The 25525-nt window shown below is 70.7% G+C and carries 23 protein-coding genes and 1 pseudogene; 5 read left to right on the forward strand and 19 right to left on the reverse strand.

Going from position 1 to position 25525, the window contains the following annotated elements; genetic code table 11:
• Window positions 1-28: 28 nt before the first annotated feature.
• On the reverse strand, window positions 29-520 hold the full coding sequence (locus A3CE_RS58640; protein ID WP_020641137.1) for a DUF6912 family protein: 492 nt from the start codon (window positions 518-520) through the stop codon (window positions 29-31).
• On the reverse strand, window positions 517-1923 hold the full coding sequence (locus A3CE_RS0116160; protein ID WP_020641138.1) for a WS/DGAT/MGAT family O-acyltransferase: 1407 nt from the start codon (window positions 1921-1923) through the stop codon (window positions 517-519). Before A3CE_RS0116160 ends, A3CE_RS58640 begins: the two co-directional genes overlap by 4 nt.
• Window positions 1924-1957: 34 nt before the next feature.
• Here A3CE_RS0116160 and A3CE_RS0116165 point away from each other — a divergent pair, with 34 nt between their 5' ends.
• On the forward strand, window positions 1958-2716 hold the full coding sequence (locus A3CE_RS0116165; protein WP_020641139.1) for a TrmH family RNA methyltransferase: 759 nt from the start codon (window positions 1958-1960) through the stop codon (window positions 2714-2716).
• A gap of 3 nt (window positions 2717-2719) precedes the next feature.
• Here the strand turns inward: A3CE_RS0116165 and A3CE_RS0116170 are convergent, their stop codons facing one another.
• A complete protein-coding gene (locus A3CE_RS0116170) occupies window positions 2720-3094 on the reverse strand; it encodes an HAD-IA family hydrolase (protein ID WP_020641140.1) in 375 nt (124 codons plus the stop codon).
• Window positions 3095-3321: 227 nt separating this feature from the next.
• Between A3CE_RS0116170 and A3CE_RS0116175 the strand changes: the two genes are divergently transcribed.
• Window positions 3322-3762 carry an Rv3235 family protein gene (locus tag A3CE_RS0116175; protein ID WP_245589536.1) on the forward strand — a complete coding sequence of 147 codons (441 nt, stop codon included), beginning with the start codon at window positions 3322-3324 and terminating at the stop codon, window positions 3760-3762.
• A 286-nt stretch (window positions 3763-4048) separates the two neighbouring features.
• Here A3CE_RS0116175 and A3CE_RS0116180 read toward each other — a convergent pair whose 3' ends face one another.
• From A3CE_RS0116180 to A3CE_RS0116215, 8 genes and pseudogenes are all read right to left on the reverse strand, one after another.
• Window positions 4049-5263 carry a cytochrome P450 gene (locus A3CE_RS0116180; RefSeq protein WP_020641142.1) on the reverse strand — a complete coding sequence of 405 codons (1215 nt, stop codon included), beginning with the start codon at window positions 5261-5263 and terminating at the stop codon, window positions 4049-4051.
• 497 nt (window positions 5264-5760) lie between these two features.
• Window positions 5761-8313: pseudogene (gene secA, locus A3CE_RS0116185) on the reverse strand (preprotein translocase subunit SecA); the annotation flags it as partial.
• Window positions 8314-8518: 205 nt separating this feature from the next.
• Window positions 8519-9205 carry a ribosome hibernation-promoting factor, HPF/YfiA family gene (gene hpf, locus A3CE_RS0116190; protein WP_020641144.1) on the reverse strand — a complete coding sequence of 229 codons (687 nt, stop codon included), beginning with the start codon at window positions 9203-9205 and terminating at the stop codon, window positions 8519-8521.
• A 987-nt stretch (window positions 9206-10192) separates the two neighbouring features.
• On the reverse strand, window positions 10193-10876 hold the full coding sequence (locus A3CE_RS0116195) for a ComF family protein (protein ID WP_020641145.1): 684 nt from the start codon (window positions 10874-10876) through the stop codon (window positions 10193-10195).
• Between the two features lie 168 nt (window positions 10877-11044).
• On the reverse strand, window positions 11045-12793 hold the full coding sequence (locus A3CE_RS0116200) for an LpqB family beta-propeller domain-containing protein (RefSeq protein ID WP_063714208.1): 1749 nt from the start codon (window positions 12791-12793) through the stop codon (window positions 11045-11047).
• Entirely contained in the window at window positions 12790-14514 is a 1725-nt protein-coding gene (gene mtrB, locus A3CE_RS0116205; RefSeq protein ID WP_020641147.1) for an MtrAB system histidine kinase MtrB, read from the reverse strand. The genes A3CE_RS0116200 and mtrB overlap by 4 nt, the downstream gene beginning before the upstream one ends.
• Before the next feature lie 7 nt (window positions 14515-14521).
• Window positions 14522-15199, reverse strand: coding sequence for an MtrAB system response regulator MtrA (gene mtrA / locus A3CE_RS0116210; RefSeq protein ID WP_005150760.1), 678 nt, complete (start codon window positions 15197-15199; stop codon window positions 14522-14524).
• 190 nt (window positions 15200-15389) lie between these two features.
• Window positions 15390-15704, reverse strand: coding sequence for a bifunctional 3-phenylpropionate/cinnamic acid dioxygenase ferredoxin subunit (locus A3CE_RS0116215; protein ID WP_020641149.1), 315 nt, complete (start codon window positions 15702-15704; stop codon window positions 15390-15392).
• Between the two features lie 164 nt (window positions 15705-15868).
• On the opposite strand from A3CE_RS0116215, the gene A3CE_RS0116220 reads away from it, so the two are divergent.
• Window positions 15869-16693: an IclR family transcriptional regulator gene (locus A3CE_RS0116220; RefSeq protein ID WP_051183769.1), complete on the forward strand. Its 825-nt coding sequence runs from the start codon at window positions 15869-15871 to the stop codon at window positions 16691-16693.
• Between the two features lie 86 nt (window positions 16694-16779).
• Window positions 16780-18849 carry an FAD-dependent oxidoreductase gene (locus tag A3CE_RS0116225; RefSeq protein WP_026468542.1) on the forward strand — a complete coding sequence of 690 codons (2070 nt, stop codon included), beginning with the start codon at window positions 16780-16782 and terminating at the stop codon, window positions 18847-18849.
• Window positions 18850-18853: 4 nt separating this feature from the next.
• On the opposite strand, the gene A3CE_RS0116230 is transcribed toward A3CE_RS0116225, so the two are convergent.
• Genes A3CE_RS0116230 through A3CE_RS0116240 form a run of 3 tightly spaced genes read right to left on the reverse strand, consistent with a single transcriptional unit; the run spans window position 18854 to window position 20892 of the window.
• The gene (locus tag A3CE_RS0116230) at window positions 18854-19504 is read right to left on the reverse strand and encodes a dTMP kinase (protein ID WP_043790876.1); all 651 of its coding nucleotides are present in this window, start codon (window positions 19502-19504) and stop codon (window positions 18854-18856) included.
• 60 nt (window positions 19505-19564) lie between these two features.
• Entirely contained in the window at window positions 19565-20320 is a 756-nt protein-coding gene (locus A3CE_RS0116235; RefSeq protein WP_020641153.1) for a hypothetical protein, read from the reverse strand.
• Window positions 20317-20892 (reverse strand): papain-like cysteine protease family protein, encoded by a 576-nt coding sequence (locus A3CE_RS0116240; RefSeq protein ID WP_020641154.1) that lies wholly within the window; start codon window positions 20890-20892, stop codon window positions 20317-20319. Before A3CE_RS0116240 ends, A3CE_RS0116235 begins: the two co-directional genes overlap by 4 nt.
• Before the next feature lie 247 nt (window positions 20893-21139).
• Here A3CE_RS0116240 and A3CE_RS0116245 point away from each other — a divergent pair, with 247 nt between their 5' ends.
• Entirely contained in the window at window positions 21140-22138 is a 999-nt protein-coding gene (locus tag A3CE_RS0116245) for a hypothetical protein (RefSeq protein ID WP_020641155.1), read from the forward strand.
• Between the two features lie 173 nt (window positions 22139-22311).
• Here the strand turns inward: A3CE_RS0116245 and A3CE_RS0116250 are convergent, their stop codons facing one another.
• The 5 genes from A3CE_RS0116250 to ahcY form a co-directional block, all read right to left on the reverse strand.
• Window positions 22312-22737, reverse strand: a complete 426-nt coding sequence (locus tag A3CE_RS0116250; RefSeq protein WP_020641156.1) for a DUF2992 family protein — start codon at window positions 22735-22737, stop codon at window positions 22312-22314.
• A 131-nt stretch (window positions 22738-22868) separates the two neighbouring features.
• Entirely contained in the window at window positions 22869-23210 is a 342-nt protein-coding gene (locus tag A3CE_RS0116255; protein ID WP_020641157.1) for a VOC family protein, read from the reverse strand.
• Window positions 23210-23659: a type II toxin-antitoxin system VapC family toxin gene (locus tag A3CE_RS0116260; protein ID WP_020641158.1), complete on the reverse strand. Its 450-nt coding sequence runs from the start codon at window positions 23657-23659 to the stop codon at window positions 23210-23212. Before A3CE_RS0116260 ends, A3CE_RS0116255 begins: the two co-directional genes overlap by 1 nt.
• Window positions 23653-23940, reverse strand: coding sequence for a FitA-like ribbon-helix-helix domain-containing protein (locus tag A3CE_RS0116265; protein ID WP_020641159.1), 288 nt, complete (start codon window positions 23938-23940; stop codon window positions 23653-23655). Before A3CE_RS0116265 ends, A3CE_RS0116260 begins: the two co-directional genes overlap by 7 nt.
• A gap of 110 nt (window positions 23941-24050) precedes the next feature.
• Complete coding sequence (gene ahcY, locus A3CE_RS0116270) at window positions 24051-25523, reverse strand: adenosylhomocysteinase (RefSeq protein ID WP_020641160.1); 1473 nt, start codon at window positions 25521-25523, stop codon at window positions 24051-24053.
• Between the last annotated feature and the right edge of the window lie 2 nt (window positions 25524-25525).

Below are 25525 nucleotides of genomic sequence, written 5' to 3' on the forward strand. Positions count from 1 at the left end.
GTGGACAACTCCGAGCACCTTCAGAAAATCAGAGCAGTTCCAGCAGGAACGGCAGTTCCTGGGGCGCGTACCAGGCCAGCTCGTGGTCCTCGGCGTCGCCCAAAGTGAACTCGGCGTCCAGGTCGCCGAGGTCCGCCGCGTCGATCACCGCGGCCGCCGCCGTCACCGCGTCCGCCGCCTCCGGGGCGTCCACGTGGATCGCCGCCACCGCCGACAGGGGGATCGGGCCGCCGATGCGGACCACCGGGGCGTCCAGGTCCGGGCGCAATGTCACGCCCGCGACGTCCGCCGACACCACCACCCGGCGCGGCTCGCCCTTCTCCTCCGCCGCGATCAGGCGCAACGACGCGCGCGCCGCGTCCAGCAGCGCCGCGTACTCCAATTCCTCGTCCGACCCGCTCGAGTAGGCCTCGCGCAACGCGGGCGTCAGCGCGAACGCCGTCCCGCTGCGGGCGCGGAACTCCCCCGAAGACTCGAGGTCGCGAAGCATCGCGATGGTCGCAGGCAGATAGACCCTCACCAGTGCGCACCCTTCAGTTCTTCCAGGGATTCTTCGATCATCCCGGCCAGGAGGTCGACGTCGAAGGCGGCCTTGCGGTCGCCGTTGAGTCCGAAGTAGACGCCGCCGTGGTACGACGTCACCCCGATCGCCAGCGCCTGGGTGCGCATCAGCGGCATCGCCGGGAACATCTCGACCAGTCTGGCCTCTCCCGCGTACATCGGCACCTGGGGGCCCGGTGAATTGGTCACCATGACGTTGAAGATGCGCCCGGACAGCGACCCCGCCGCTCGCGCGCCGAGGGAGTGCAGGGTAGCCGGGGCGAACCCGCCGACCTTGAGCAGCCCGCGCGCGGCGACCGGGCGGCCCGAGTCGAGGTGTTCGGCCATCGCGTGCCCGATGTGCTGCAGCCGCAGCACCGGGTTCGGCTCGCCGACCGGCAGGTCCACCAGGTACGCGGCCACCTGGTTGCCGATCAGGGCCGGCGTCGAGTACTCCGCCGTCTCGGCGTCGCGCACCGCCAGCGGTACCAGCGCGCGGACCGTCGTGTTCGGCGTCAGCTGCTCCTCGCGCGAAAGCAGCCACTCGCGCAACGCGCCCGTGACAGCGGCGAGCACGACGTCGTTGACCGTGCCGCCGTGCGCCGCGCGGATCTTCCGGAAGTCCTCCAGCCGCGTGCGCACCACGGAGAACACGCGGCCGCTCGACACCCGGACGTTCAGCGGTCCGGGCGGCGCCGGGCTCACCAGCGTGCGCAGCGCCGACGCGACGCCGCCGACGGTCTCGGCGAACTTCCCCGCCGACGCGACCGCGTCGTTCGCCGCCGACCGGACGTTCTCCACCACCTCGCCCGGCCGCTGCACGCCTTCGCTGATCGCGTCCAGCACCAGCTGCGTGCGGCTCGGCTCACGGCGCGGCGTCCAGATGTCCTCGAACGGCTCCGGCTCGGCCGGCGTCGGATCGAGGATGAGCTGCCCCAGCTCGATCGTGCCGACACCGTCCACAACGGACTGGTGGGTCTTCGTCACCAGCGCCACCCGGTCGCCGGCCAGTCCCTCGATGAAGTACGCCTCCCAGAGCGGCCGCTCCGGCGACAACCGCCGCGACATCAGCCGCGCGGCCAGGTCGAACAGCTGATCGTCGCTGCCCGGCTGGGGCAGCGCCGAGCGCCGGACGTGGTAGTTCAGGTCGAAGTCGACGTCGTCCACCCACACCGGCCGCGCCAGGTGACCCGGCACCTCCAGCACGCGCTGCCGGTACCGCGGCAGGAACGCCAGCCGTCCGCCGATCAGGTCGAGCAGCTGCGCGTAGCCGAACCCGGACCGCGGCCGCTCGAAGATCGCCACCCCGCCGACGTGCATCGGCGTCGCGTGGTCCTCGAGGTACAGGAACGAGGCGTCCAGCGCGGAAAGGCGGTCGGGCATGGGCCGATCCTTACACAATGCGAGACTGCCCGGTGTGGGTGATGACTCGATTTCGCCGAAGGACCGCTTCCTGACGGTGTACGGCCGGAAGCCGGTGCTGGAGGCACTGGCGGACGACGGCCTGCGCGTGGACAAGGTGATCCTCGCCGACACCGCCCGCGGCCCCGGCGCGGCGGAAATCCAGCGCGCGGCGCAGGCCGCCGGCGTGCCGGTGCAGCGCGCCAGCGCCCACCGGGTCAAGGTCCTCGCCGGCAACGGCAAGCAGGACCAGGGCGTGCTCGCCGACGTCGTCGCGCCGCGGATGCGCGCGCTCGACGCCGCGCTGGCCGACCGGCGGCCGCCGTCACGGGTGCTGCTGCTGGACGGCATCACCACGCCGGCGAACGTCGGCATGATCCTGCGGACGGCGACCGCCGCCGGGCTGGACGGCGTGATCGTGCCACGCCGCGGCGTCGCGGCACTGGACCCGCTGGTGGTCAAGGCGTCGGCCGGGGTGGCGTTCCGCGCCCCGGTGCTGCGCTGCGGCTCGGCGCGGGACGCCGCGGAGATGCTCAGCGAAGCGGGCTACGGGCTCTACGCGCTGGGCGCGTCGGCGAAGACGACGGTGTTCGACGTCGACCTGCCGCAGCGCGCCGCGTTCGTCCTCGGCGGCGAGACGGCCGGGGTCGGCGGGGAGGTCGGCGAGCTCGTCACGGAGTGGCTGTCGATCCCGATGCCGGGCGAGGTCGAGTCGCTGAACGTCTCGGCCGCCGCCGCGGTGCTGGCGTTCGAACTGGTCCGCCGCGCGCGCTGATCCTCACCCGGCCGGGAACAGCACGGCGAGCTCCGCCAGCGTCTCTTCGACCGACTGGTGCCGCACCCCGACCATGCCCGCCTGGACGGCGCCGCGGACGTTCGCCGCGGAGTCGTCGACGAACGCGCAGCGCGCGGCGGGCAGGCCGAGGCGGTCGGCCGCCAGCAGGTAGACCGCCGGGTCCGGCTTGGCCACGCCGACCTCGCCGGAGAACACCAGAGCGTCGAAATAGCCGAACATCGTGTTCTTGACCTCGTTCGACGCCCCGGAGGCGTTGGACAGCAACGCGGTGCGGATGCCTCGTTCGCGCGCGGTCGCCAGGTAGTCGTAGAACCGGCCGGCGTCGGGGTCGGTGAGAACTCCGGCGAAATCGACCAATAGTCCTTTAAGCACCCCGCACACCATAGCCGGGGCGGTGTCGCGGCGTCTCGCTCGGCGCAATGATGCCAGGCCTAGCGCATCGGCTTCCGGGAATCCACGGCTTCGGCGATTCTTCCCCGGATCGTGCGATTCCTGTCTCCTTTTTGGCCGGTGCGCCCCTCTAAGCGGTCGGAGGCGGCGAAATGCCGAGTCCGGGAGGGGAGGAAATGATCGAGGAACACCGCTTGAGAACGCTGTTGCACTACGAGGAGCCTCGCCGGGCGGACCGGCCGGAGACGGTGACAGCCCGGGAGCACCGCCGCGGCGGGTCCCGGTGCCCGGTGCCGAGGCAGCTCGAAGCGAGTGAGGTGGGCCGCCTGCTGAACATGCTGCTGGAGGCGTACGACGGCCGCCGCCCGGCGGCGCAGGTCCGCGCTTTGGTGGCACCGGAGGTCTACGCGGGCCTCAGCGGGCCGCGCCTGGCGCTGCCGCGGCACCGGACGCAGACGATCCACACGTGCACCCCGGTGCCGGGCGTGGTCGAAGCCTGCGCCCGCGTGGAGGCGGACGGCCGGTCGTTCGCACTGGCGGCCCGCTTCACCCGCACGCCGACGGGCTGGCGGTGCGTGCGCTTCGCGCTGCTGAAGCCGCAACATCCCGGCCAGCCGAGCCGGCGAGCGGCATGAGGCACCGCGGCGCGGCCCGGGCCCCGCCTCCGTTCGGTATCGCCGGTGAAGCTGTGCGGCGTGACTGACCAAGGCCCGGCGATCCCGAGGCCAAGGAGAACCCGAGCACCGCGGTCCCCACCGCGCGCGACTGCACTCGACTCACCGCGGCCCGCGAATCGCGACGCGAAGTGAGCCGCAATCTCACCTTCCGGGCGAACCGGCCCGGCACGACCCGCCAAGCCCGCGAACCCGCGGCCCAGGCTGAGCCCGCGTGAACGATCGTTTACCCGCCGTCGCGAGCCCGTTAACCGCCGTTCACCACCGGCAGGGCCGACAAGCCGCGCAAGGTCGTTGTCGGGTTCCACTGCGGGGTTCCCGCCGGCGTCAGCCGTGGGCGGCGGCGGGCCAGTTCGCGGAACGCGATCCGGCCCTCCAGCCTCGCCAGCGGTGCGCCCAGGCAGAAGTGGATGCCCTGGCCGAACGCCAGATGACGGCCCGGCGCCCTGGCCGGGTCGAACGACTCCGGGGCCGGGCCCGTCGCCGGGTCGCGGTTGGCCGCTCCGATCAGGACGATCACCTGGCTGCCCGCCGGGACCGTCACCGCGCCGACAGCCGTGTCTCGCAGCGCCGTGCGCGACGTCAGCTGGGCCGGTGAGTCGTAGCGCAGCACCTCCTCCACCACCTGCGCCGCGTGTTCGCCGTCCACGCCCAGCGGCTTCAGGCCGTCGGGGTGGCGCGACAGCGCCAGGACGCCGTTGCCGATCAGGTTCGTCGTCGTCTCGTGGCCCGCGATCAGCAGCAGCGTGAGCGTCACCAGGAGCTCGCCCTCGCTGAGCACGTCGCCGGCGTCGGACACCGCGACCAGCGCGGACAGCAGGTCCTCCCCCGGTTCGCGCCGCCGCCGCTCCGCCAGTTCGCGGAAGTAGCCGACGAACGACTGCCGCGCCCGGACCGCAGGTCCCACCGTGTCCGGGTGCTGCAGGAACGGCGGATCCAGCGCCCGCGCCATCGCGTGCGACCACTCCGCGAACCGCTCGCGGTCGTCCAGCGGCACGCCCAGCAGCTCGGCGATCACCTCGACCGGCAACGGTTTCGCGAGCGCCGTCATCACGTCGAACTCGGCCGGTGCGCGGTCGATCAGCTCGGCGGCGATCTCTTCGATCCGCGGCGCGAGCTGGTCGACCATCCGCGGTGTGAACGCCTTCGCCACCAGCCGCCGCAGCCGCGTGTGGTCCGGCGGGTTCAGCGACAGGAACGCCCGGACCACGCGTCCCGACTCGTCGACCGGCTGGTCCGGGAGCCGGTCCGCCGGGTCCAGGTACTCGGGTTCCGGGTGCCCGAAGGCCGGGTCGCGCAGCACCTGCGTGGCCTCGGCGAGGCCGCTGACCGCGAACATCCCCTCGGTCAGGGCCGCGACCGGCAGGCGCTCGCGCCACCGCCGGTAGTGCGGGTACGGGTCCGGCCGCCGCTCGGCGCCGAACAGCGCGAAGAACTCCTGCGGATCCGCCGTCGCCGTCATGGCCACCCCCCATTCATGACTCCGGGGCGCGCGGACCAGCCGCGCGCCCCGGGGTTACCAATCCGGCCAAAAGCAGGCCGCCCCGCGCGGCACGTAACCGTTGCTACAAAGCCATCGGCCGTGACTGTGGTCGGATTGGTAACGATCGGCACAGTACGTCCACGTCAGCGACGCGGGCCCTTCTTGCCCTTCTTCGCGGCGTCACGCTGGGCGGCGCGACGGTCCCGGCGGGTACCCCCACCGCCACCGCCCGCGGCCTGCGCCCCGCCGTCGGCGTGGGACTCGACCTCGCCGTCCTCACCCGGGCCGGACAACGTCACGCCCGGCTGCTGGCCACCGCCGCCGAGGCCCTTGCCCCGCAGGGCGGCCGGGACGGACTCGGTGTCGGTCGTCGGCGGCTGCGGCGGTGCCGGACGCGCGTGCCGTCCTTCCGCTGCCTGGCCGTTGCCGGAGGAGACACCCGTCGGCAGCGCGGCGGCGTCCTCGGCGGGCGGCGCCTCGGCCCGCTCGACCTGCAGGTTGAACAGGAAGCCGACGGCTTCCTCCTTCAGCGAGTCGAGCATCGCGCGGAACATGTCGAAACCCTCGCGCTGGTACTCGATCAGCGGGTCGCGCTGCGCGAGCGCCCGCATGCCGATGCCCTGCTTGAGGTAGTCCATCTCGTAGAGGTGCTCGCGCCACTTGCGGTCGAGGACCGTCAGCATCACCTGGTGCTCCAGGGTCCGCATGCCCTCCGGGCCGACCAGCTCGTTGATCTCCGCTTCGCGCTTGTCGTAGGCGTTGCGGGCGTCCTGCAGCAGCGCCTCGCGCAGGCCGTTCGCGTCGAGGTCGCCGTCCTCCACCAGGTCGTCCCAGTCGATGCTGACCGGGTAGAGCTGCTTCAGCGCCGTCCACAGCTTCTCGTGGTCCCAGTCCTCGGCGTACCCGTTGGCGGTCGCACCGTCCACATAGGCGTTGACGACGTCCTCGAGCATGCCCTCGATCTGGTCGCGCAGGTTCTCGCCGGCGAGCACGCGGTGGCGCTCGGCGTAGATCACCTTGCGCTGCTCGTTCATGACCTCGTCGTACTTGAGGACGTCCTTGCGCTGCTCCATGTTGATCTGCTCGACCTGCGTCTGCGCGCTCTTGATGGCCTTGGAGACCATCTTGTGCTCGATCGGCACGTCGTCGGGCAGCCGCATGGTCGTCATGACGCGCTCGACCATCGTCGCGTTGAAGCGGCGCATGAGCTCGTCACCGAGCGACAGGTAGAAGCGGGACTCGCCCGGGTCGCCCTGACGGCCGGAACGACCGCGGAGCTGGTTGTCGATGCGGCGCGACTCGTGCCGCTCGGTGCCCAGCACGTAGAGCCCGCCCGCCTCGCGGACCTCCTCGGCCTCGGCCTTGGACTCCGCCTTGACCTGCTCGAGGACCTCGGGCCAGGCGGCCTCGTACTCCTCGGAGTGCTCGACCGGGTCCAGGCCCCGCTCGCGCAGCACGTGGTCGGCGATGAGGTCGGGGTTGCCGCCGAGCACGATGTCGGTACCGCGGCCCGCCATGTTCGTGGCGACCGTGACGGCGCCCTTCTGGCCGGCGCGCGCGACGATCAGCGCCTCCCGGTCGTGGTGCTTCGCGTTCAGCACCTCGTGCGGGACGCTCAGCTTCACCAGCAGCTTCGACAGGCGCTCGGACTTCTCGACGCTCGTCGTGCCGACCAGCACCGGCTGGCCCTTCTCGTGCCGCTCGGCGATGTCCTCGGCGACCGCCTCGTACTTCGCCTCTTCGGTCTTGTAGATCAGGTCAGCCTGGTCGACGCGGACCATCGGCCGGTTCGTCGGGATCGGCACCACACCCAGCTTGTAGGTCTGGTGGAACTCCGCGGCCTCGGTTTCGGCCGTACCGGTCATGCCGGACAGCTTGTCGTAGAGCCGGAAGTAGTTCTGCAGCGTGATCGTCGCCAGGGTCTGGTTCTCGGCCTTGATCTCGACCTTTTCCTTGGCCTCGATCGCCTGGTGCATGCCCTCGTTGTAGCGGCGCCCGACCAGGATGCGGCCGGTGAACTCGTCGACGATCATGACTTCGCCGTTGCGGACGATGTAGTCCTTGTCGCGGTGGAAGAGCTCCTGCACCTTCAGCGCGTTGTTCAGGTACCCGACGAGCGGCGTGTTCGCGGCCTCGTACAGGTTTTCGATGCCCAGCTGGTCCTCGACGAACCGGACGCCCTTCTCGGTGACGGCCACCGTGCGCTTCCGGACGTCGACCTCGTAGTGGTACTTCGAGTTGATCAGGTTCGTCTTCTCGACCCGCTCACGCGACCCCATCGTGGTGGTGTCGATGCCGTTCATCAGCGGGGCGAGCCGCGCGAACTCGACGTACCAGCGCGACGACTGGTCCGCCGGGCCCGAGATGATCAGCGGCGTGCGGGCCTCGTCGATGAGGATCGAGTCCACCTCGTCGACGACGGCGTAGTAGTGCCCGCGCTGCACGCAGTCGTCGAGGCTCCACGCCATGTTGTCGCGCAGGTAGTCGAAGCCGAACTCGTTGTTCGTGCCGTAGGTGATGTCGGCGTTGTACTGGGCGCGCCGGACATCGGGCTGCTGCTCCGAGAGGATGACGCCGACCTCGAGGCCGAGGAAGCGGTGGATGCGGCCCATCCACTCCGAGTCGCGCTTGGCCAGGTAGTCGTTCGTCGTGACGACGTGCACGCCCTTGCCGGGAATGGCGTTCAGGTAGGCCGGGAGGACGCACGTCAGCGTCTTGCCCTCACCGGTCTTCATCTCGGCGACCTGGCCGAGGTGCAGGGCCGCGCCACCCATCAGCTGCACGTCGAAGTGGCGCTGGCCGAGCACTCGCTTGGCCGCCTCCCGGACGACCGCGAAGGCCTCGGGCAGCAGTTCGTCGAGGGATTCGTCGTCGGCATGCCGCTTGCGGAACTCATCGGTCTTGGCCCGCAGCTCGGCGTCGGTCAGGTCCTTGACGTCGTCTTCGAGGGTGTTGATGTGATCGGCGATGTTGCGCAGCCGCTTCACCATCTTGCCCTCACCCGCGCGGAGCAGGCGGTTCAGCACCATCCGGTCGACCTCACTAGCTGATCTTGAGCGCGCCCAGGCCGGTCCCGGGCAGGTTCTCCCGCGGCGGCAGCCGTGTTCGGCGCCACCGTCCCACCCCATCGTAGGGAACGGTGGCCGTCGCGTGCACACGCCGTACGTCCTGACATGCGGGTGGCCCGTACGCGAGCGCGTACGGGCCACCCGGCAAGGCCTCCTTAAGACCGGCTCAGCCGAGCCGGATCACGCCGTAGTCGAAGCCTTTCCGCCGGTAGACCACGCTGGGCCGGCCCGCTTCCGAGTCGTTGAAGAGGTAGAAATCGTGGCCGACCAGCTCCATCTCGTAGAGAGCCTGGTCCACCGTCATGGGCTCCGCGGTGTGCTGCTTCTCGCGAACGACGCGGCCGGGCTGGTGACCCAGGTCGTCGTCGGCCCAGCTCTGCTGGTGGGGCAGGTGGATCTCGTCGGCACTCGCGAAGCCGTTCGTCTGCGGTTCGGCTTCGGGTGCGTCCAACACCGCGGTACGCGCGGCGGGACTGGCTGCGACCGGGGATCCACCACCCGGCAGGGCCGAGGTCGCTTCGGCGACCGATTCCGGGCGGCTGCGGCCGTAGTGCACGCGCCTCCGGTCGTGCGTCCTCCGCAGCCGGTTTTCCAGCTTGGTGACTGCGGAATCGAGCGCTGCGTAGAAGTCGGCGGCACACGCTTCGGCGCGTACGGCCGGGCCCCTCCCCTTTCCGGTGATTTCGACGCGTTGGCAACTCTTGGCCTGGCGCCGGTTGGGTTCGTGGAACAGTTCCACGTCGTACCGGATGACTTTCCTGTCGTAGCGCTCGAGCCGGGCCAGCTTTTCGCTGACAAGCGCCCGATAGTGGTCGGGCACCTCCACGTTGCGGCCCTTAACGACGATGTCCATACACGACCTCCCTCGCTGAGATGACTGCGAGCTGTTGTGTTTTCACACGGCGCCGGTATTGCGGGGACGTAAGCCCGGATCGCGGGCTGAGAAGGAACTCGGAAACGGTGGACGACGTCTCGTTCCGGTGACCAAGCGCGGACTCAGCGCACCTCCGGCGCCAGGGACATGGGCTCGTCACCTCCCTGCCTGCGGGGATTGCTGATTGCGGTGCACGTTAGCTTCCTCACGCCCGTTACAACAGCCCCCGAGCCGGGGGATGTCAGGGGATGAGACTCCGTCACCCCGCGCAGTGATCGCGGGACGGGCACCACAAAACACCCGCTGGTCGGGCGCGCCGCGGTCGTCGTGCTTTCACACGGACGGCGCATCGCTGCCGGCTGGTGAACGCCGAGGGTGACGGCCGGGTCCGCCGCAGCCGCCACTCCGGTGGAGTGGTGCGGCGGCCGAGTGATCGTGATCGACACCCTCATGCCCCGACAACGGGCATCGCCCCGTTCGCGTTCCCGGCCGATGTCACTCGTGTAGGTGACAGGCGGGTCACCCGGGCGCGAGGGAGTGTCGGGGTCGTGGTTCTTTTCTTCGCTCGACCTGCGGGAATTCTGGTTGCCCGAGGTCTTCGCCCGGGGTGAGGCGGGATTGGCCGAGGCGTTGGCGGAACCGGTACCACGATGTTCGAGACGCGCGCGGCTGTGCTTCGGCTCGGCTGGTCTTGGTATCCGGGTGCGCCAGTCTCGGGCGCGGGAAGGCCGGCCGGACGCCGGCTCGAGGCAGGCGGTTGGTTCGGTCGGGCGCGCCCCAGCGGAGGCCGGCGGGCCGTGGCTCGACCACGGACCGCTACCGCGCGCACGTGCCAGTGGCGGCCCGGCGTGCGCGCCTCCCACGAAGGTGTCACGGTGGTGATCATGGATCTGCCGGAGGTGAGAGACCGGGCAGCCGGCCTGCTCGACAGCAGCCCGCCGCGAACAGCGGGGACGCGTGCTCGGTTCACCCCGCGGCGAGCAGGGTCAGGACGGCGGAGACCGTGAACCCCTCCGCCGCGAGCGCTCGCGCGCAGGCCGCGGCCGTGGCGCCGGTGGTGACCACGTCGTCCAGCACCACGATCGGATATCCCGGCGGGGGACGGCCTGCCTCGCGGAACCGTAGCCGCCCGGTCAGGTTGGCCACGCGTTGCTCGCGGCCGAGGCCGACCGCGTCACGGGCGTCGCCGGCCAGTTCCAGTGCCGGGGCGACCGCGACTTCGATGCCTCGAGCGGCGAGGACGCTCGCCGCCTCGTTCGCCAGGCGCTCGACGTGCGGGCCGCCGCGGACCCTCGCCGCCGAGGGGCGGCTCGGGGCCGGGACGAGGCAGATCGCCCGGGCCGGGCGGATCGTGCGCGCCGCTCGACCAGTCCCCGTCAACGGCAGCACGACCAGCGCCTCCGCCAAGGCCCGCCCCAGGGGCTCCGCCAGATCCCGACGGCCTCGCTCCTTGTACGCGATCAGCAACCGCCGGGCCACGCCGCGGTAGCGGGCCAGCGCGAAGACCCGCACCAGCCCCGTGGCCGGCGCGCGGGTCACCTCGGCGGCCGAGCCCCACGCGCCCGCACATCGGGCGCAGCAGGGCTCGCCGCGGGCTCCGCAGGCGGCGCAGCGGCTGGGGATCAAGAGGTCGAGCAGTTTCTTCAGCACACGGACAGTGTCCCGACCGGCACCGACAGTTTCGAACGCCCGGACGTACTGTGCCGGTCGTTACCAATCCGACCACAGCCACGGCCGAATGGCTTTGTAGCAACAGTTACGTGCCGCGCGGGGGTCGGCCTACTTTTGGCCGGATTAGTAACCCGAACGAATGAAAACTCAGCCCGGGTAGAACGGATCCGCGTCCTTCATCGTGTGGCCGTGGGGCCGCCAGACCTCGCCCAGCACCGAGGCGATCCACAGCCCGTTCGCGTCCGCCACCACGATCGGACGACCGGGGGCCACCGTCACGCCGTGGACTGTGGGCGTCAGGTTGGAGCTGTTGAACGCGTCCATCCGCTGGCCGTCCATCGTCACCCGGACCACCGGCTGCGACGGCGACTTCGTGACCACCACCAGGTTGTCCTGGGCGTCCCAGTCGACGTCGAGAACGTCTTCGAGGTCGCGCGGCTGGAGGTGACGCGGTTCGCGCAGGGACACCGAGTCGCCGCTGCCGACCACCGACGCCACCCACAGCTGACCCTTGATCACCGCGGCGACGCGCGCGCCGTCGCGGGCGAAGCGCAGCTCCGTGATGCCGCCCTGCTGGACCAGGTCCGTCGCGTTGACCCCCAGGGGGGTCCACTGGCCGGTCGGGCCCACCACCATCCGGCCCACCGAGTACTGGTCGACCACCGTCCACACCTCGCCGGTGCCCGAGCGCCACGTCGGACGGCTCAGCGTGTTGCCGCCGATGTCGACCGGCGGCAGCTCGTGCCCGACGTCCCCGATCCGCAGCCGCACTCCGCCGCCGCTGCGCTCGACCACCGCGAGCCGCTTGCCGTCGAGCGACTGGGCGGCGCTGACGACGTCGTACCCGCCGTTGCCCGCCGGACCGGGGACGGGGTTGCCGTCGCTGAGCGAACGGATCCGGCCACCGACCGTCGCCATCCCCAGTTGCTCGATGCCCGGCGACACCGACACGCTGTACGAGGGCAGCTCGTTCGCCCGCCAGTCCGGGTGGTTCGGCACCAGCGGGGCGCCGTCGGCGAGGATCCGGATCCGCGCGTTCGTGACGTACTGCAGCGACAGGACGATCTGCGCGGCCATCAGCTTCCGGACGTCGTCGGTCACCCCCGTCACCCCGGTCAGCGGCACCACCAGCGTCCCGTCGTCCAGGTTCTTGACGTTGGTGTCGATCTCGACCGGCTCGCCGAGCAGGTTCTTCACCGCACCGGCCAGGCTCGGCGACGGCCCGCTGACCAGCAGGTCCATCACCTTGCCCGGCAACCCGGACTGCGGTTTCGCGACGACGTAGCGCCGATCGGGGACGAAGGTGCCCGAGTCCGAGTAGAAGCTCACCGGCACCGGCGTGTAGTTCTCGCTGAAGTCGGACTCGGTCGCATACAGGTCCGGGGGCGGGTCGACGATCCGCCACTGACCGGTCGCCTGCTTGCGCACCTTCAGCTGGAGAAACGCCGAGTCGGAGCCCGGCACGAACGCGCTGTTCTGGTCCAGCGTGCCGAGCTCGCTCCCGCGCACGTTGACGATCTGGGTGTTCGGGTCCGGCTTCGGGTTGGTGTCGTAGACCGTGCCGAAGGTGTTCTGGATGATCGTCAGGCTGCGGCTCGGCCGCCAGTTCACCCGGCTCTGCTCGTCCATGTAGGCGCGGGCGGCCGCGTAGTTCTGCCCCGGCTTGAGCGTCGCGCCGACGAAGGCGCGGACCAGGCTCAGCGGGTCGATGTTCGGCTGCGGATCCGGCACCACGTCACCCGAGCCCGGCCCCTGACGCTCGCCCGGGACCACCTGGGGCTGCGACTCCAGCGGCACGTTCGCGCAACCGGCGAGGACCAGCACGCACAACACCGGAAGCAGGAGCCGCGACAGCCGGGAGCGCCGCCCGGCCCCCCGGAAAACAACTGGATTCACTGACCGATTCCCTCACGTTCGGCGAAGATCGCCTCTGGCGCCGGCGTGACGTCGATGACCCCGAGCGGCAGCTCGGATGCCAGCCGGTCGGGCGGCGGCAGAACCAGCGGCGAGTCGCCCGCGGGCACGTCCTGGCTGCGCGGCAGCAGCAGCCGGAAGCAGGCGCCGTGGCCGGGCTCACCCCACGCGTCGAGCTCGCCGCCGTGCAGGCGGGCGTCCTCCTGGCTGATCGCCAGGCCGAGCCCGGTGCCGCCGGTGCGCCGGTTGCGGGACGGGTCGGCGCGCCAGAACCGGTTGAACACGAGGTCCGCCTCGCCGAGCCGTAGGCCGACGCCGTGGTCGCGGACCGTGATGGCGACGGCGGTTTCGTTCGCCGCGACGGCGAGCACCACCGGTTTGCCTTCGCTGTGGTCGACGGCGTTGGCGAGCAGGTTGCGCAGGATCCGCTCGACGCGCCGGGCGTCGACCTCGGCGATCACCTCTTCGTCGGGCAGTACGAGCTCGACCGAGCTGCCCGCGTTGCCGGCGATGACCCGCACCTGCTCGACCGCGCGGGTGGCGATCGGGCGGACGTCGATGAACTCCGCGGCCAGCTCCTCGACGCCGGCGTCGAGCCTGCTGATCTCCAGCAGGTCGCCGAGCAGCGCCTCGAACCGGTCGAGCTCGTCGACCAGCAGCTCGGTCGAGCGCGCGAGCCCGGCCGGGAACTGCTCGCGGGACGCGTGCAGCACGTCCGCGGCCATCCGGACGGTGGTCAGCGGGGTGCGCAGCTCGTGCGAGACGTCGGAGGTGAACCGGCGCTGCAGCCCGCCGAACTCCTCGAGCTGGCGGATCTGGCGCTGGATGCTGGCGGCCATTTCGTTGTAGGACACGGCGAGTTTCGCCAGGTCGTCCTCGCCGAGCACGGCGAGACGCTGGTCGAGGTCGCCGCCGGCGAACTGCTCGGCCGCCGCGGCCGCCTGCCGGACCGGCCGCACCACCTGGCGCGTCACCAGGTTCGTGATGCCTGCCAGCAGGAGCAGCAGCACGAGCCCGCCGACGAGCAGCGTGTTCTGCACGGTCGAGACCGTGTTCTGCTCGGTCGTCAACGGGAACAGCAAGTACAGCTGCAGCGGGGTGGCGACGGTGTTGAGCGGCGTGCCGACGATCAGGTACGTCGTGCGGCCGCCGTCCGCGTCGGTGACCGTGTGTTCGACGCGGCTCATTTCGTTGGCTTCGACGAACTGCCGCAGCCGCGGGGGCACGTTCTCGAACGGCCCGGCGGACACGGGATCCTCGCCGGACTGGTCGTGACCGCCGCTGGCGAGCACCGGGACGAACGTGCCCGCGGCCGAGCCCGCCGCGTCCTGGCTGGTCGGCGTGATCGCGATCTTCTTCAGCGCGTTCTGGAGCCGGTTGGCGAGCGCGTCGGCCGACTCGCCGCCGAGGCCGACCAGCTCACCGGCCGCCGTGTCGGCCGCCGCGCGGGTCTGCGCGATCGCCGCGTCGCGCTTGGTGTCCAGCAGCCGTTCGGTGATCTGGTTCTGCAGCACCATGCCCAGCACGAAGACCACGGCCGAGGACAGGGCGAGCGTCGACACGGTGACGCGGAACTGCAGTGAGTGCTTCCACAGCTCGTTGAACGCGACCGCCCGACGACGCGCGAAAACGACGACACGCCGGACCAGGCGTGCCGTCGAGCGCGCGGAGGCGGGGAGCCGTCTGACGGTCTCCGCTGTCATCGGGTGATCACGGCGGGCCGGCCTTGTACCCGACACCGCGAACGGTCAACACCACCTCGGGGTGTTCCGGGTCCTTCTCGACCTTGGAACGAAGCCGCTGGACGTGCACGTTCACCAGCCGGGTGTCGGCCGCGTGCCGGTAGCCCCACACCTGCTCGAGCAGCACCTCGCGGGTGAACACCTGACGTGGCTTGCGGGCCAGCGCCACCAGCAGGTCGAACTCCAGCGGGGTCAGCGGGATGGCCTTGCCCTCACGCGTGACCTCGTGGCCCGGCACGTCGATCGCCAGGTCGCCGATGGTGAGCGACTCCGCCGGCTCGGCCTCGGTGCGGCGCATGCGGGCCCGGACCCGCGCGACCAGCTCCTTCGGCTTGAACGGCTTGACGACGTAGTCGTCGGCGCCGGACTCCAGGCCGAGGACTATGTCGACGGTGTCGCTCTTGGCGGTGAGCATGACGATCGGCACCCCGGACTCGGCGCGGATCGCCTTGCAGACGTCGATCCCGTTCATCCCGGGCAGCATGAGGTCGAGCAGGACGAGGTCGGGCTTCAGCTCACGCAGCGCGGGCAGCGCGCGTGAGCCGTCGGCGACCACGGCCGTGTCGAACCCCTCCCCACGGAGCACGATGGTGAGCATCTCCGCGAGGGCGGGGTCGTCGTCGACCACGAGAACACGTGCCTTCATGTCCACATATTCGCACTAGTTCGAACGCCCGCACGCACGACCCGCGTGTTTGACCACCAGAAAGATCAAGATCGCGACCCCTCCCTGCTCCATCCGGGTGGCGTACCGGCAGCTTTGGACGGTCCATGAGGGGCACCCTCATGGCTCTTACAGCCATCAGGGTGCCCCTCATGGACCTGCGAGGGAAAGCTCAGGGGACGGCCGGGACCGGCGCGGCGACGTACACGACGCCGTCGGTGACGACCACGCGGTACGTCCGCAGCGGGTTCTTCGCCGGCAGGCAGGTGGGCACGCCGGTGCGCAGGTCGAACTGCGCGGCGTGCAGCGGGCATTCGACGAAGCAGCCTTCGAGCCAGCCGTCGGCGAGCGAAGCGTCCTGGTGCGTGCAGGTGTCGTCGACGGCGTAGAAGCCGTGCTCGGTGTGGAACACCGCGATCGGGACGGGACCGTCGAGGCGGAGAGCTTCGCCTTCGGGCAGGTCGGCGACGGCGCAGGCGCGGATCATCAGGGCCTCCGGGAACGACTGACGAGATGCCGGAACGGTTCGTGAAAGTTGCGCATTGCGCGACTCTGCGCTTCCTGCGCAACAATCCGGCTTCGGCGGCGTCCCCGTCAAGAGATTCGCCCACTCAGCCGATAGGAACGCCGCGAAACGGATACTGTTGCGCTATGCGGAACCAGGGCTCGGCTGACGCAACCTCGACGGGAAAGCGTGCCTCGGCTGGTGGCAACGCAACTCAGAGCCAGGTGCAATCGGTCGACCGGGCGATCAGCGTGCTGGAGCTGCTCGCCCGCAACGGCGAAACCGGCATCACCGAGATCGCGGGCGAGCTGGGCGTCCACAAGTCGACGGCGTCGCGCCTGCTCAGCGTCCTGGAGGCGAGAGGCCTGGTCGAGCAGCTCGGCGAACGCGGGAAGTACGCGATCGGGTTCGGCGTCGTCCGGCTCGCCGGCGCCGCGACCGGCCGCATGGACCTCGCGAAACTGGGCCGGGCCAGCTGCCTGGTGCTGGCCGAAGAGCTGGGCGAGACGGTGAACATCGCGATCGCCGACGACGGCGTCGCCATCAACATCAGCCAGGCCCGCGGCTCGGCGGCGATCACCACGCAGAACTGGACCGGCCAGCGCACGCCGCTGCACGCGACGTCCAGCGGCAAGATCCTCCTGGCGTACATGGGCGAAACCGAGCGCAAGCGGGTCCTCAAGCGGAAGCTGGAGCAGTACACCCCGCGCACGACGGTCGAGCCGGAAGAGCTGATGACCGAACTGGAACGAGTGCTCGAGGACGGCTATGCGGCCTGCTACGAGGAGCTCGAACTCGGCATGCACGCGGTGGCCGTGCCGATCCACGGCCCCGGCGGGGACGTCGTCGCGGCGATGAGCGCTTCCGGGCCGTCGTACCGGCTTTCGAAGCAGCGGGTGAAGCAGATCGTGAAGCCGATGACCGAAGCGGCGGACGAGCTTTCCGCGCAGCTGGGCTACTTCCGGGACTAGCCGTACAGGTTTCGGGCCCTTGACAGTGCGTCTCGCATGACGCACTTTGTTGCCGAAGACGCAACTTCGCCCGGAAGGACCCCGCGATGGCAGCACGGCCCCGGGTGGTCGTCCTCGGCGCCGGTCTCACCGGCTGCGCGCTCGCCGACGAGCTGACCGAGCGCGGCTGGACCGACGTCACGGTCCTGGGCGCCGCCGGCCAGGACGACACCCCGGGGCTGGTGTTCCGGACCCATGCGGACCGCACGCTGACCGAGTTCGCGAAGTACACCGTCGAGAAGTACGGAGGTCTCGGCGGCGAGTGGTGCTTCAACCCCGTCGGCAGCCTCGAAATCGCGACGACGCCGGAGCGGCTCGAGGACCTGAAGCAGCACCACGGCTGGGCGACGTCGTGGGGCGTGCGCGGCTACCTGCGCACGCCCTCCGAGTGCGCGGACCTGCACCCGCTCCTCGACGCGACCCGGGTGCTGGGCGGGTTCCACGTCCCCGGCGACGGTCTGCTGCACGCGCGCCGCGCGGCCGAAGCCCAGGCACGGCGGGCGCAGGCCCGGGGAGCCCGGTTCGCCGCCGGGGAGGTCGTGGCGGTCGACCGGTCGGGCGGGCGGGTGACCGGCGTCGTCACCACGGCCGGGCTGTTCCGCGCCGACGTCGTCGTGTCGTGTGGCGACGCGGGGAAACTCGTCGGCCTGCGCGTCCCGCACGAGCCACTGCCCCACGAGTACGCGCTGACGTCACCGCTGCCGGAACTGGCCGGCCACAACGACGAACACGTGCAGGCGGGCAAGCCCGTGCTGCGGCACCTCGACACCGGGATGTACGTCCGCGAGCACGTCGACCGGCTCGGCGTCGGAGTGACCCGGGCCGCCGGTCTCGTTCCCGCGCTCCGCGACGCGGAGGTCGAGACCACCACGACGGTGGTGCTCCCCGGCACCCCGGACGGGCGGCCGCTGCTGGGCGAGCACCCGGACCTCGACGGCTTCTGGGTGGCCGAGGCCGTCCGCGTCGAGCACTCCGCGGGGGTCGCGCGAGAACTGGCGCGCTGGCTCGTCGACGGCCAGCCGTCGCTCGCCCTGCACGGCTGTGACCTCGCCCGGTTCGGGCCCGCCGGGTTCACCGCGGAACCGGTACGGGCCAGTCCGTTTTACGAAAGGCAAGCCGCGCTCGGTGCGTCCTTCGGGGCCACGGACGGCTGGGCTCGGCCGGAGTGGTACCAGGCCGGCGAAGAACCGCCGGTCGTCGCGGAAGCGCTCGTGACTCGCAGCCGGGTCGCGATGTTCGACCTGACGCCCGTGCCGCGGCTCTCGGTGACGGGTCCGGGCGCGTTGCCGTTCCTGCAGGCCATGACGACCAACGACCTGGCGAAAGCACCGGGCACCGTGACGAACACGCTGCTGCTCGGCGAGGACGGCGGGGTGCGCGGCGAACTGGTCGTCGCTCGCCTCGGCGACGAGCGGTTCCACGTCGGCGCCGGCGGGCGCCTGGACTTCGACTGGCTGCGGCGGCACCGGCCGGGCGACGGCACCGTGCAGATCCACGACACCACACCGGGAACGTGCTGCCTCGGCCTGTGGGGACCGCTCGCCGGCGACGTCCTACCAGAACTGTCCACAACGGACTTTTCGGTCGAAGAGACCTACGTCGGCGACGTCCCGGTCGTCGCGTTGCGACTGTCCACTGTGGGCGAACCGGGCTGGGAACTGCACACCACGGCGGACCTCGGCCGCCGCCTGTGGGACACGCTCCGGGAACACGGCGTCGCCGTCGCCGGGCACCAGGCGTTCGCCGGCCTGCGGCTGGAGGCCGGTGCGCGCACCCCCGGCGTCGACTTCACCACCGAACACGACCCGTACGAAGCCGGCCTGGGCTTCGCCGTCCGCATGGACAAGGGCTACTTCATCGGGCGCGACGCGCTGGCGGGGCGGTCGGAAGCCACGGTGAGCCGCCGGTTGACGCGCCTGACGACCGACGCCGTCGTGCTGGGCAAGGAACCGGTGTACGCCGAAGGCCGCCCGGCCGGGTACGTCACCAGCGCCGGGCGCGGCCACACCGTGGGCGAAAACATCGCCTACGCGTGGCTTCCGGTCGAGTACGGCGGGCCCGGGACGCCGGTGGAGGTCGAGCACTTCGGCACGCGCGTCCCGGGGACGGTGACGTGACCGGTCAGTGCAGCAGCGACGTCGCCAGCGCTTCGAGGTCCACGCCCGCGACGCCGTCCAGGACGTGCCACGGCGCCAGCCAGCCCGACGCGGCCAGCTCGTCGTACACCGCCGCGCACCGCCGCTGGAGGCCGTCGTCGGTTTCGAAGGCGTCGCGCTCCCGGCCGGCCTCGGCCTCCGCACGGCGTTCGGCGCGCTCGGCCGCGACGGCGGGGGCGACACGCAACAGCAGGTGCGCGTCCGGCCGGGGCAGGCCGAAGCGGTCGACCTCCAGCTCCCACACCCACTTCACGACTTCGCCCGCCGCGTCCTGCCGCAGGCGCGCGGCCGCGTACGCGGCGTTCGACGCGACATAGCGGTCGAGCAGGACGACGTCGTGCGCCTCCCGCAGCCCGCGGATCTCGTCGGCGGCGCCGCTGCGGTCGAGGGCGTAGAGCATGGCCATGCCGTACACGGAGTCGGCGAGGTCGCCGTGCCCGCGGTGCAGTGCCTCGCGGACGAGGTCGGCGTGCACGCTCTTGCCGTAGCGCGGGAAAGCGAGCGAAGCCACGCTCGCGCCCTTCGCGCGCAGTTCCGCCGTCAGCCCGTCGGCCAGCGTGCGCTTGCCCGCGCCGTCGAGCCCTTCGATCACCACAAGTCGACCCACGGACGTCATTATCGGTGGTGGACCGGCGGGCCCGGTGGAAGGGATCGGCACCGGGCCCGCCGGTTCGTCTCAGGCGGCGTGCCGCCGCAGGTGGAAGACGTAACCGGCGCCGCTGACCGCCAGCACGCCGGCGAGGATCAGCAGCGGCACCCAGCCGGTGTCGTGGCCGGACGGCGCCGGGCTGCCGTCACCGCGGGGCATCACCTGGGAAGCGGCGTCGTAACCGCCGGCTTCGCCGTCGCGGGCGTAGCCCGAGCCGGGGAGCTTGTCCGCGTACCGCGTCTCGACGGTTCGCCGGTAGTCGGCGACGGTGACCGCTTTGCCGTCCGACAGCGACGTCACACGGCCGTCGCGCACCGCGTACCAGGCGTCGGCCTGGGGTTCGTGCAGCAGCTGGGCGCCCGCGGGCAGCTGGCGCGCGAACGCCGTCTCGACGTCGCCCGAGGCGATGTTGCCGACCTGCCAGGCACCGTCGCCGCCGCGGACCGACCAGAGCGTCGCGGTCCGGCCGTCGGAGGCCCGCACGGGGATCGCGAAGTAGGCGAACTCGCCGGGCGCCGCGCCCGGCTTGCCCGCGACGAAGTCCGGCGAGAGCTCGTACACCGGGAAGGCGTCCGCCGCGATCTGCACCGAAACCGGCCCCTGGGCGCCCGGTGCCTGCGCGAAGAACCGGACCAGGACGTCCTGGACCCCGGCGGCCGCGTCGTGCGCGGCCACGGCGTCGGCGCTGCTGATGCCGGCGGCCTGGGCCGCGCCTGACACCGGGGCCGTCATCAGCAGCGCCGCGCCGGTCAGCACGGCGAGCGCCAGCGCCCGCCTGCTCATCGGGCGATCCCGGTGAGCGTGTGCGTCCAGGAGAAGGACGAGTTGTGCGCGTAGTACCCGTAGGTCGACCAGTTGTAGCGCTTGGCCGGCCCCGGATCGCTCCAGAACACCCAGTCGCCGCTGGTGTCGTAGCCGTGGAGGACCTGCACGTGACCGCCGCCCGAGCGCCAGCCGACGCGGGTCGCCACCGGCCGGTTCGCCGCGGTCTCCGTCCGGATCGCCGCGAAGGAGACGCTCCGGTCGAGGTAGCGGCCCGGCGAGGCGAAGCCCAGCTGGGCGAAGGCGCGTTGCTCGTCGGCGAGGGTGCCGGTCAGGTTCGCGCAGTCCTGGCCGGTCTCGCCGTGCGCGAGCTGGCAGAACCGCGTCTGGCTGACGACCGCGCCGTGGTAGGCGGCGATGGTGTTGCCCGCACCGGCCCAGCACCACTGGTTCTTCTGCTGGAGCTGCAGCACGATCCGGTCCTGGTACGTCGAAGGCACTCCGGGCGCGGCTACGGCGGTGGCCGGCGCGACCAGGCAGAACATCAGGCTCACGGCCAGTAAGGCGTGAACCCGGCTCGACTTCACCAGCACGAACGGCCTCCTGCTGAGGAGTAGGCGAACCAGCGGTGGTCACAACGGTGAACAACGCGGTCACCCGGAGCAAGAACGCCATCCGGACCAACGGACCGTTCCGGGTCATTGCCGGAACGCGGAACAGCCGGCCTTACGTGGCCAACCACCCTGAACGGGGGTCGGCACGTCCACCCTACGCTGCTAACGTGAACGTTCCGCGGTGTTCACGCCCAGCGCACACACTGGTCGGGTGAAGGGACGAGCGGTGGTACAAGACGGGAACCTCCCACTGATCATCGATGGCGCCCGCACGACCCGGGCATCGGTCGCCGAGCTGCCGAAAGAGCTGACCGAGGCGCTCCGCACGGGTGAGTTCCACCACGCCTTGCGACTCGCGATCGCCTACCGCGGCCTCTCGCTGGCCAGGTTGCGCGCCCACCTCGCGCTGCGCGGCGTCCAAATCGGACAGTCGACGCTGAGTTACTGGCAGCGCGGGCTGCGCCAGCCCGAGGTGCCGAAGGCGCTGCCGGCGGTCCGGGCCCTGGAATCGGTCCTCCAGCTGCCGGCGGACGCCCTGGTCGTGCTGATCGGGCCGCGCCTGGTCCGGCGCGGCCACCAGCCGGCGGCGTCGTTCCACGACCTGCGCTCCGGTGACATGGGGTCGATCGTGGAGGACCTGCTGGCCGAGCTCGGCGCGTACCCGTCGTCGAACCACTACAACGCCGACCTCGAGCTGCTGTCGGTGCACGACACGATCACGTTCGACGCCGAACACCGCCAGGTCAGCTTGCGCACGCGGCTGGTGACACGCGCCCGGCGCCACGGGCCGGACCGGTACCTGACGGTGTACAACGGCGACCCCGGCTGCCGCATCGACGACGTCGAGCTGATCACCGACGAGGGCTGCCGCATCGGCCGGATGCGCCGCAACCCCGACGCCGACACGATGGCGACCGAGCTGCTCTTCGACCGCAAGCTCGCCGAGGGCGACATCCACGTGTTCTGTTACGAGGTCCGGGACGATTCGGGGTCGGCGTCGCCGGGCTACTACCGGATGCTGCGGGACCGTTGCGCGAGTTACCTGGTCCAGCTGCGGTTCGACCGCAACGCGCTGCCGGCGCGCTGCACGCGTCAGGTCCGGGCCCGCGACGACGCCCTGCCGGTGGTGGCGGAGGAGCTGGCGTGCGACATGGGCGGGGTGAGCAGCGCGTTCTTCAGCGACGCCGGGCCGGGGCTGGCCGGGGTCGCGGTGGAGTGGAACTGATCACCGTGTCGACCCTCCAATCACGCGTGTCGACTCGCCAGTCACACGTGTCGACCCTCAGATCACGCGCGACGGCTCTCTGATCACGGCCGACCCGGCGACTCCTGCGCCGGAAGGGTCGACACACGTGATTCAGAGGTCGACACACGTGATTGAGGGGTCGACACGGCCGCTCAGTGGCCGCGGTGCCTGGCTCGGGACTTTGCTTTCGTCAGGGTCCGGCGGCGGGTCGCCTCGGCCGCGACCCGGCGCTTGCGGGCCGCTTTGTTCTCTGCCGCACGTTGGGTGACCGCGTCGCTCAGCGCGCGCTGGGCGGCCGTGCCGATGCCCTCGTCTTCCTGGGCTTTCTTCGCCAGCTTCGCGAGGCGCTTGGCGTTGAGGCGGGCGGTCGGCCGCTGTTCCGCGGCGACCGGCGGGGCTTTGCGCGCTTCGTCGGCCAGGCGCACGAAGTCGCGGCCGGCGGCGAAGGCGGCCAGTTCGGCGTTGTTGGGCTCGCTGCCGAAGAGATGGCGAGCGGCCCGGACCAGGCCGTCTTCGTGGATTTCGTAGACGCCGACCCAGAATCGGCCGTCGTGGTACAGCGTGAACACCCCGCGCATCGGGAACCTCCAGGCGTGACGGATCAAGCCTGGCGTCACCGGTTTCCCTTGACGGGACAACGAGCCCTGCGCGGACCGCCCGGACTACCCACCGGGCCGTGAGGTTCGTGAAGCCAAGAACGACCCCCAGACTACGCGGGACGACCGCCGATGCCGATCTCGTTTCCCTCGGGGTCGCGGTAAAGCATCTTCCGCACGCCGTTGGCGTAGACCTCCTGGTCCGCGGGCTCGATGCCCCGCTCGGAAATCGCCGCGACGCGCTCGTCGAGGTCACCGACGAACAGGACGTGCATGGCGTGGCCGGTGGCCCGCTCCGGCCGGCGCTCGATGAACACCGCGCCGTACTCGGTGACTTCCCACAACGCCTCCGTCTCGCTGACGACGAACGTCGGCGGCGAGCCGAAAAGCTTCTCGTACCAGGCCAGCGCTCGCTCGTAGTCGAGCACGGCCACCCCCGCCATCAGGTCGACCATCACAGCACCTCGAACCCGTTGGCCTTGGCCGCATCGGCCTGACGCTCGTCGCGGGTGACGAAGGTGACCGGCTCGCCACCGGTGAGTTCGGCCGTGGAGTGCATCGCGACCGCGATATGGATCGCGTCCAGGGTGCGCACCGGGTAGTTCTCGGCGACCAGCCGTCGCGCGGCGGGAATGACCCGGCTCGGGTCGAAGGGGACGAGCACCAAGTCCCCATCCGGGGAGGCGAGGTGATCGAAGTGCGCCAGCATCGCCGCGGGATCGGGAATCCGGCCGGTCCGCTTGGCGGCCGTCATGGCACCGGCGAACTCGACGCGGGTGAAGTCGCTGCTTACCACCGGGGCATCGCCCTCGAGGAGCAGCTTGCGGAACTTGTCGTGCTCCGGCTCGTCCCGAAGGTAAGCTGTGACCAGCGCACTGGTGTCGACGTACAGCACGGTCACCACTCCCCTCGGGTCCAGTCGAGCGCTTCACTCACAGCCGTGCCCCAACCCCGTGACAGGTCTTCGAGTTCGTCCAGGGTCGGCACGCGAGCCGGCGGCTCCACGTGCACGACCTTGCCTTCGGCGATCAGCCGCCGCTTCCATTCCGCTCGGGTTTCGGTCTTCGCCACAACGCCCCTCAACGCTTCCGTGACCAGGTCGTTCATGCTGCGCCCGTCGGCTTCGGCCCGCGCCTTCAGCCGGGCGTGCAGCTCGTCGTCGATCCTCGTGATCAACTGTTTCACGACTCCATGATAACACGTCACCCATTTGTGCTATCACTGTTCGAGGTGCAGCACAAAGGGCCGCCCCGAACACTTTCGGGGCGGCCCTGACCAGCAAAAACGCAAAGAACTCAGTACCGGTAGTGGTCCGCCTTGAACGGGCCTTCGACGTCCACGTCGATGTATTCCGCCTGTTCCTTGGTCAGCTTCGTCAGCTCGCCACCGAGCGCGTCAAGGTGGATCTTCGCGACCTTCTCGTCGAGCTTCTTCGGGAGGCGGAAGACCTCCTTGTCGTACTCCTCGTGCTTGGTGAACAGCTCGACCTGCGCGATCACCTGGTTGGAGAAGCTGTTCGACATCACGAACGACGGGTGCCCGGTCGCGTTGCCGAGGTTGAGCAGCCGGCCCTCGGACAGCACGATGATCGTGTTGCCGTTCGGGAAGATCCACTCGTCGACCTGCGGCTTGATGTTGATCCGCCGGATGCCCGGGTAACGCGCCAGGCCCGCCATGTCGAGCTCGTTGTCGAAGTGGCCGATGTTGCCCAGGATCGCCTGGTGCTTCATCTTCGCCATGTGCTCCACCAGCACGACGTCCTTGTTGCCGGTGGTGGTGATGATGATGTCGGCCTCGGGCAGCACGCTCTCGAGCTTGCGGACCGCGTAGCCGTCCATCGCCGCCTGCAGCGCGCAGATCGGGTCGATCTCGGTGACGATCACGCGCGCACCCTGGCCGCGCAGGGACTCCGCCGCGCCCTTGCCGACGTCGCCGTAGCCGCAGACGACCGCGACCTTGCCGCCGATCAGCACGTCGGTGCCGCGGTTGATGCCGTCGATCAGGGAGTGGCGGATGCCGTAGCGGTTGTCGAACTTCGACTTCGTCACCGCGTCGTTGACGTTGATCGCCGGGAACAGCAGCTCGCCCGCCGCGGCGAGCTGGTAGAGCCGCAGGACGCCGGTCGTGGTCTCCTCGGTGACGCCGCGGATGCCCGCGCCGATCTTCGTCCACTTGTCCTTGTCCGAAGCGACCGAGGTGCGCAGCAGCTCGAGGAACACGCGGAACTCGTCCGAGGTGTTCTCGTCCGGGGTCGGGACGACGCCGGACTTCTCGTACTCGGTGCCCTTGTGCACCAGCATCGTGGCGTCACCGCCGTCGTCGAGGATCATGTTCGGACCCTCGCCGTCCCAGGTGAGCATCCGCTCGGTGCACCACCAGTACTCCTCGAGCGACTCGCCCTTCCACGCGAACACCGGGACGCCCTTGGGCTCCTCGGGCGTGCCGTGCGGGCCGACGACGATCGCCGCGGCCGCGTGGTCCTGCGTCGAGAAGATGTTGCAGGACGCCCAGCGCACCTCCGCGCCCAGCGCCACCAGCGTCTCGATCAGCACCGCGGTCTGCACGGTCATGTGCAGTGAGCCCGAGACGCGCGCCCCGCGGAGCGGGTAGACCTCCGCGTATTCACGGCGCAGCGTCATCAGTCCCGGCATCTCGTGCTCGGCGAGGCGGATCTCCTTGCGGCCGAACTCGGCGGCCTCGAGGTCGGCGACGGCGAATTCGATGCCGTTGCGGGTCTCGTGCCGCTTCGCAACGCTTTCGGGGGTCATAG

The sequence above is a fragment of the Amycolatopsis balhimycina FH 1894 genome (assembly GCF_000384295.1).
Lineage (GTDB): Bacteria > Actinomycetota > Actinomycetes > Mycobacteriales > Pseudonocardiaceae > Amycolatopsis > Amycolatopsis balhimycina.

What these genes read in the sequence shown, in the direction of transcription:
- A3CE_RS0116215 (WP_020641149.1), bottom strand. Translation starts at nt 15,704, where the DNA reads ATGATCCGCGCCTGCGCCGTCGCCGACCTGCCCGAAGGCGAAGCTCTC.
- A3CE_RS0116180 (WP_020641142.1), bottom strand. Translation starts at nt 5,263, where the DNA reads ATGACGGCGACGGCGGATCCGCAGGAGTTCTTCGCGCTGTTCGGCGCC.
- A3CE_RS0116250 (WP_020641156.1), bottom strand. Translation starts at nt 22,737, where the DNA reads ATGCGCGGGGTGTTCACGCTGTACCACGACGGCCGATTCTGGGTCGGC.
- mtrA (WP_005150760.1), bottom strand. Translation starts at nt 15,199, where the DNA reads ATGAAGGCACGTGTTCTCGTGGTCGACGACGACCCCGCCCTCGCGGAG.
- mtrB (WP_020641147.1), bottom strand. Translation starts at nt 14,514, where the DNA reads ATGACAGCGGAGACCGTCAGACGGCTCCCCGCCTCCGCGCGCTCGACG.
- A3CE_RS0116225 (WP_026468542.1), top strand. Translation starts at nt 16,780, where the DNA reads ATGGCAGCACGGCCCCGGGTGGTCGTCCTCGGCGCCGGTCTCACCGGC.
- A3CE_RS0116255 (WP_020641157.1), bottom strand. Translation starts at nt 23,210, where the DNA reads ATGGTCGACCTGATGGCGGGGGTGGCCGTGCTCGACTACGAGCGAGCG.
- A3CE_RS0116230 (WP_043790876.1), bottom strand. Translation starts at nt 19,504, where the DNA reads ATGACGTCCGTGGGTCGACTTGTGGTGATCGAAGGGCTCGACGGCGCG.
- A3CE_RS0116160 (WP_020641138.1), bottom strand. Translation starts at nt 1,923, where the DNA reads ATGCCCGACCGCCTTTCCGCGCTGGACGCCTCGTTCCTGTACCTCGAG.
- hpf (WP_020641144.1), bottom strand. Translation starts at nt 9,205, where the DNA reads ATGGACATCGTCGTTAAGGGCCGCAACGTGGAGGTGCCCGACCACTAT.
- A3CE_RS0116220 (WP_051183769.1), top strand. Translation starts at nt 15,869, where the DNA reads ATGCGGAACCAGGGCTCGGCTGACGCAACCTCGACGGGAAAGCGTGCC.
- ahcY (WP_020641160.1), bottom strand. Translation starts at nt 25,523, where the DNA reads ATGACCCCCGAAAGCGTTGCGAAGCGGCACGAGACCCGCAACGGCATC.
- A3CE_RS0116235 (WP_020641153.1), bottom strand. Translation starts at nt 20,320, where the DNA reads ATGAGCAGGCGGGCGCTGGCGCTCGCCGTGCTGACCGGCGCGGCGCTG.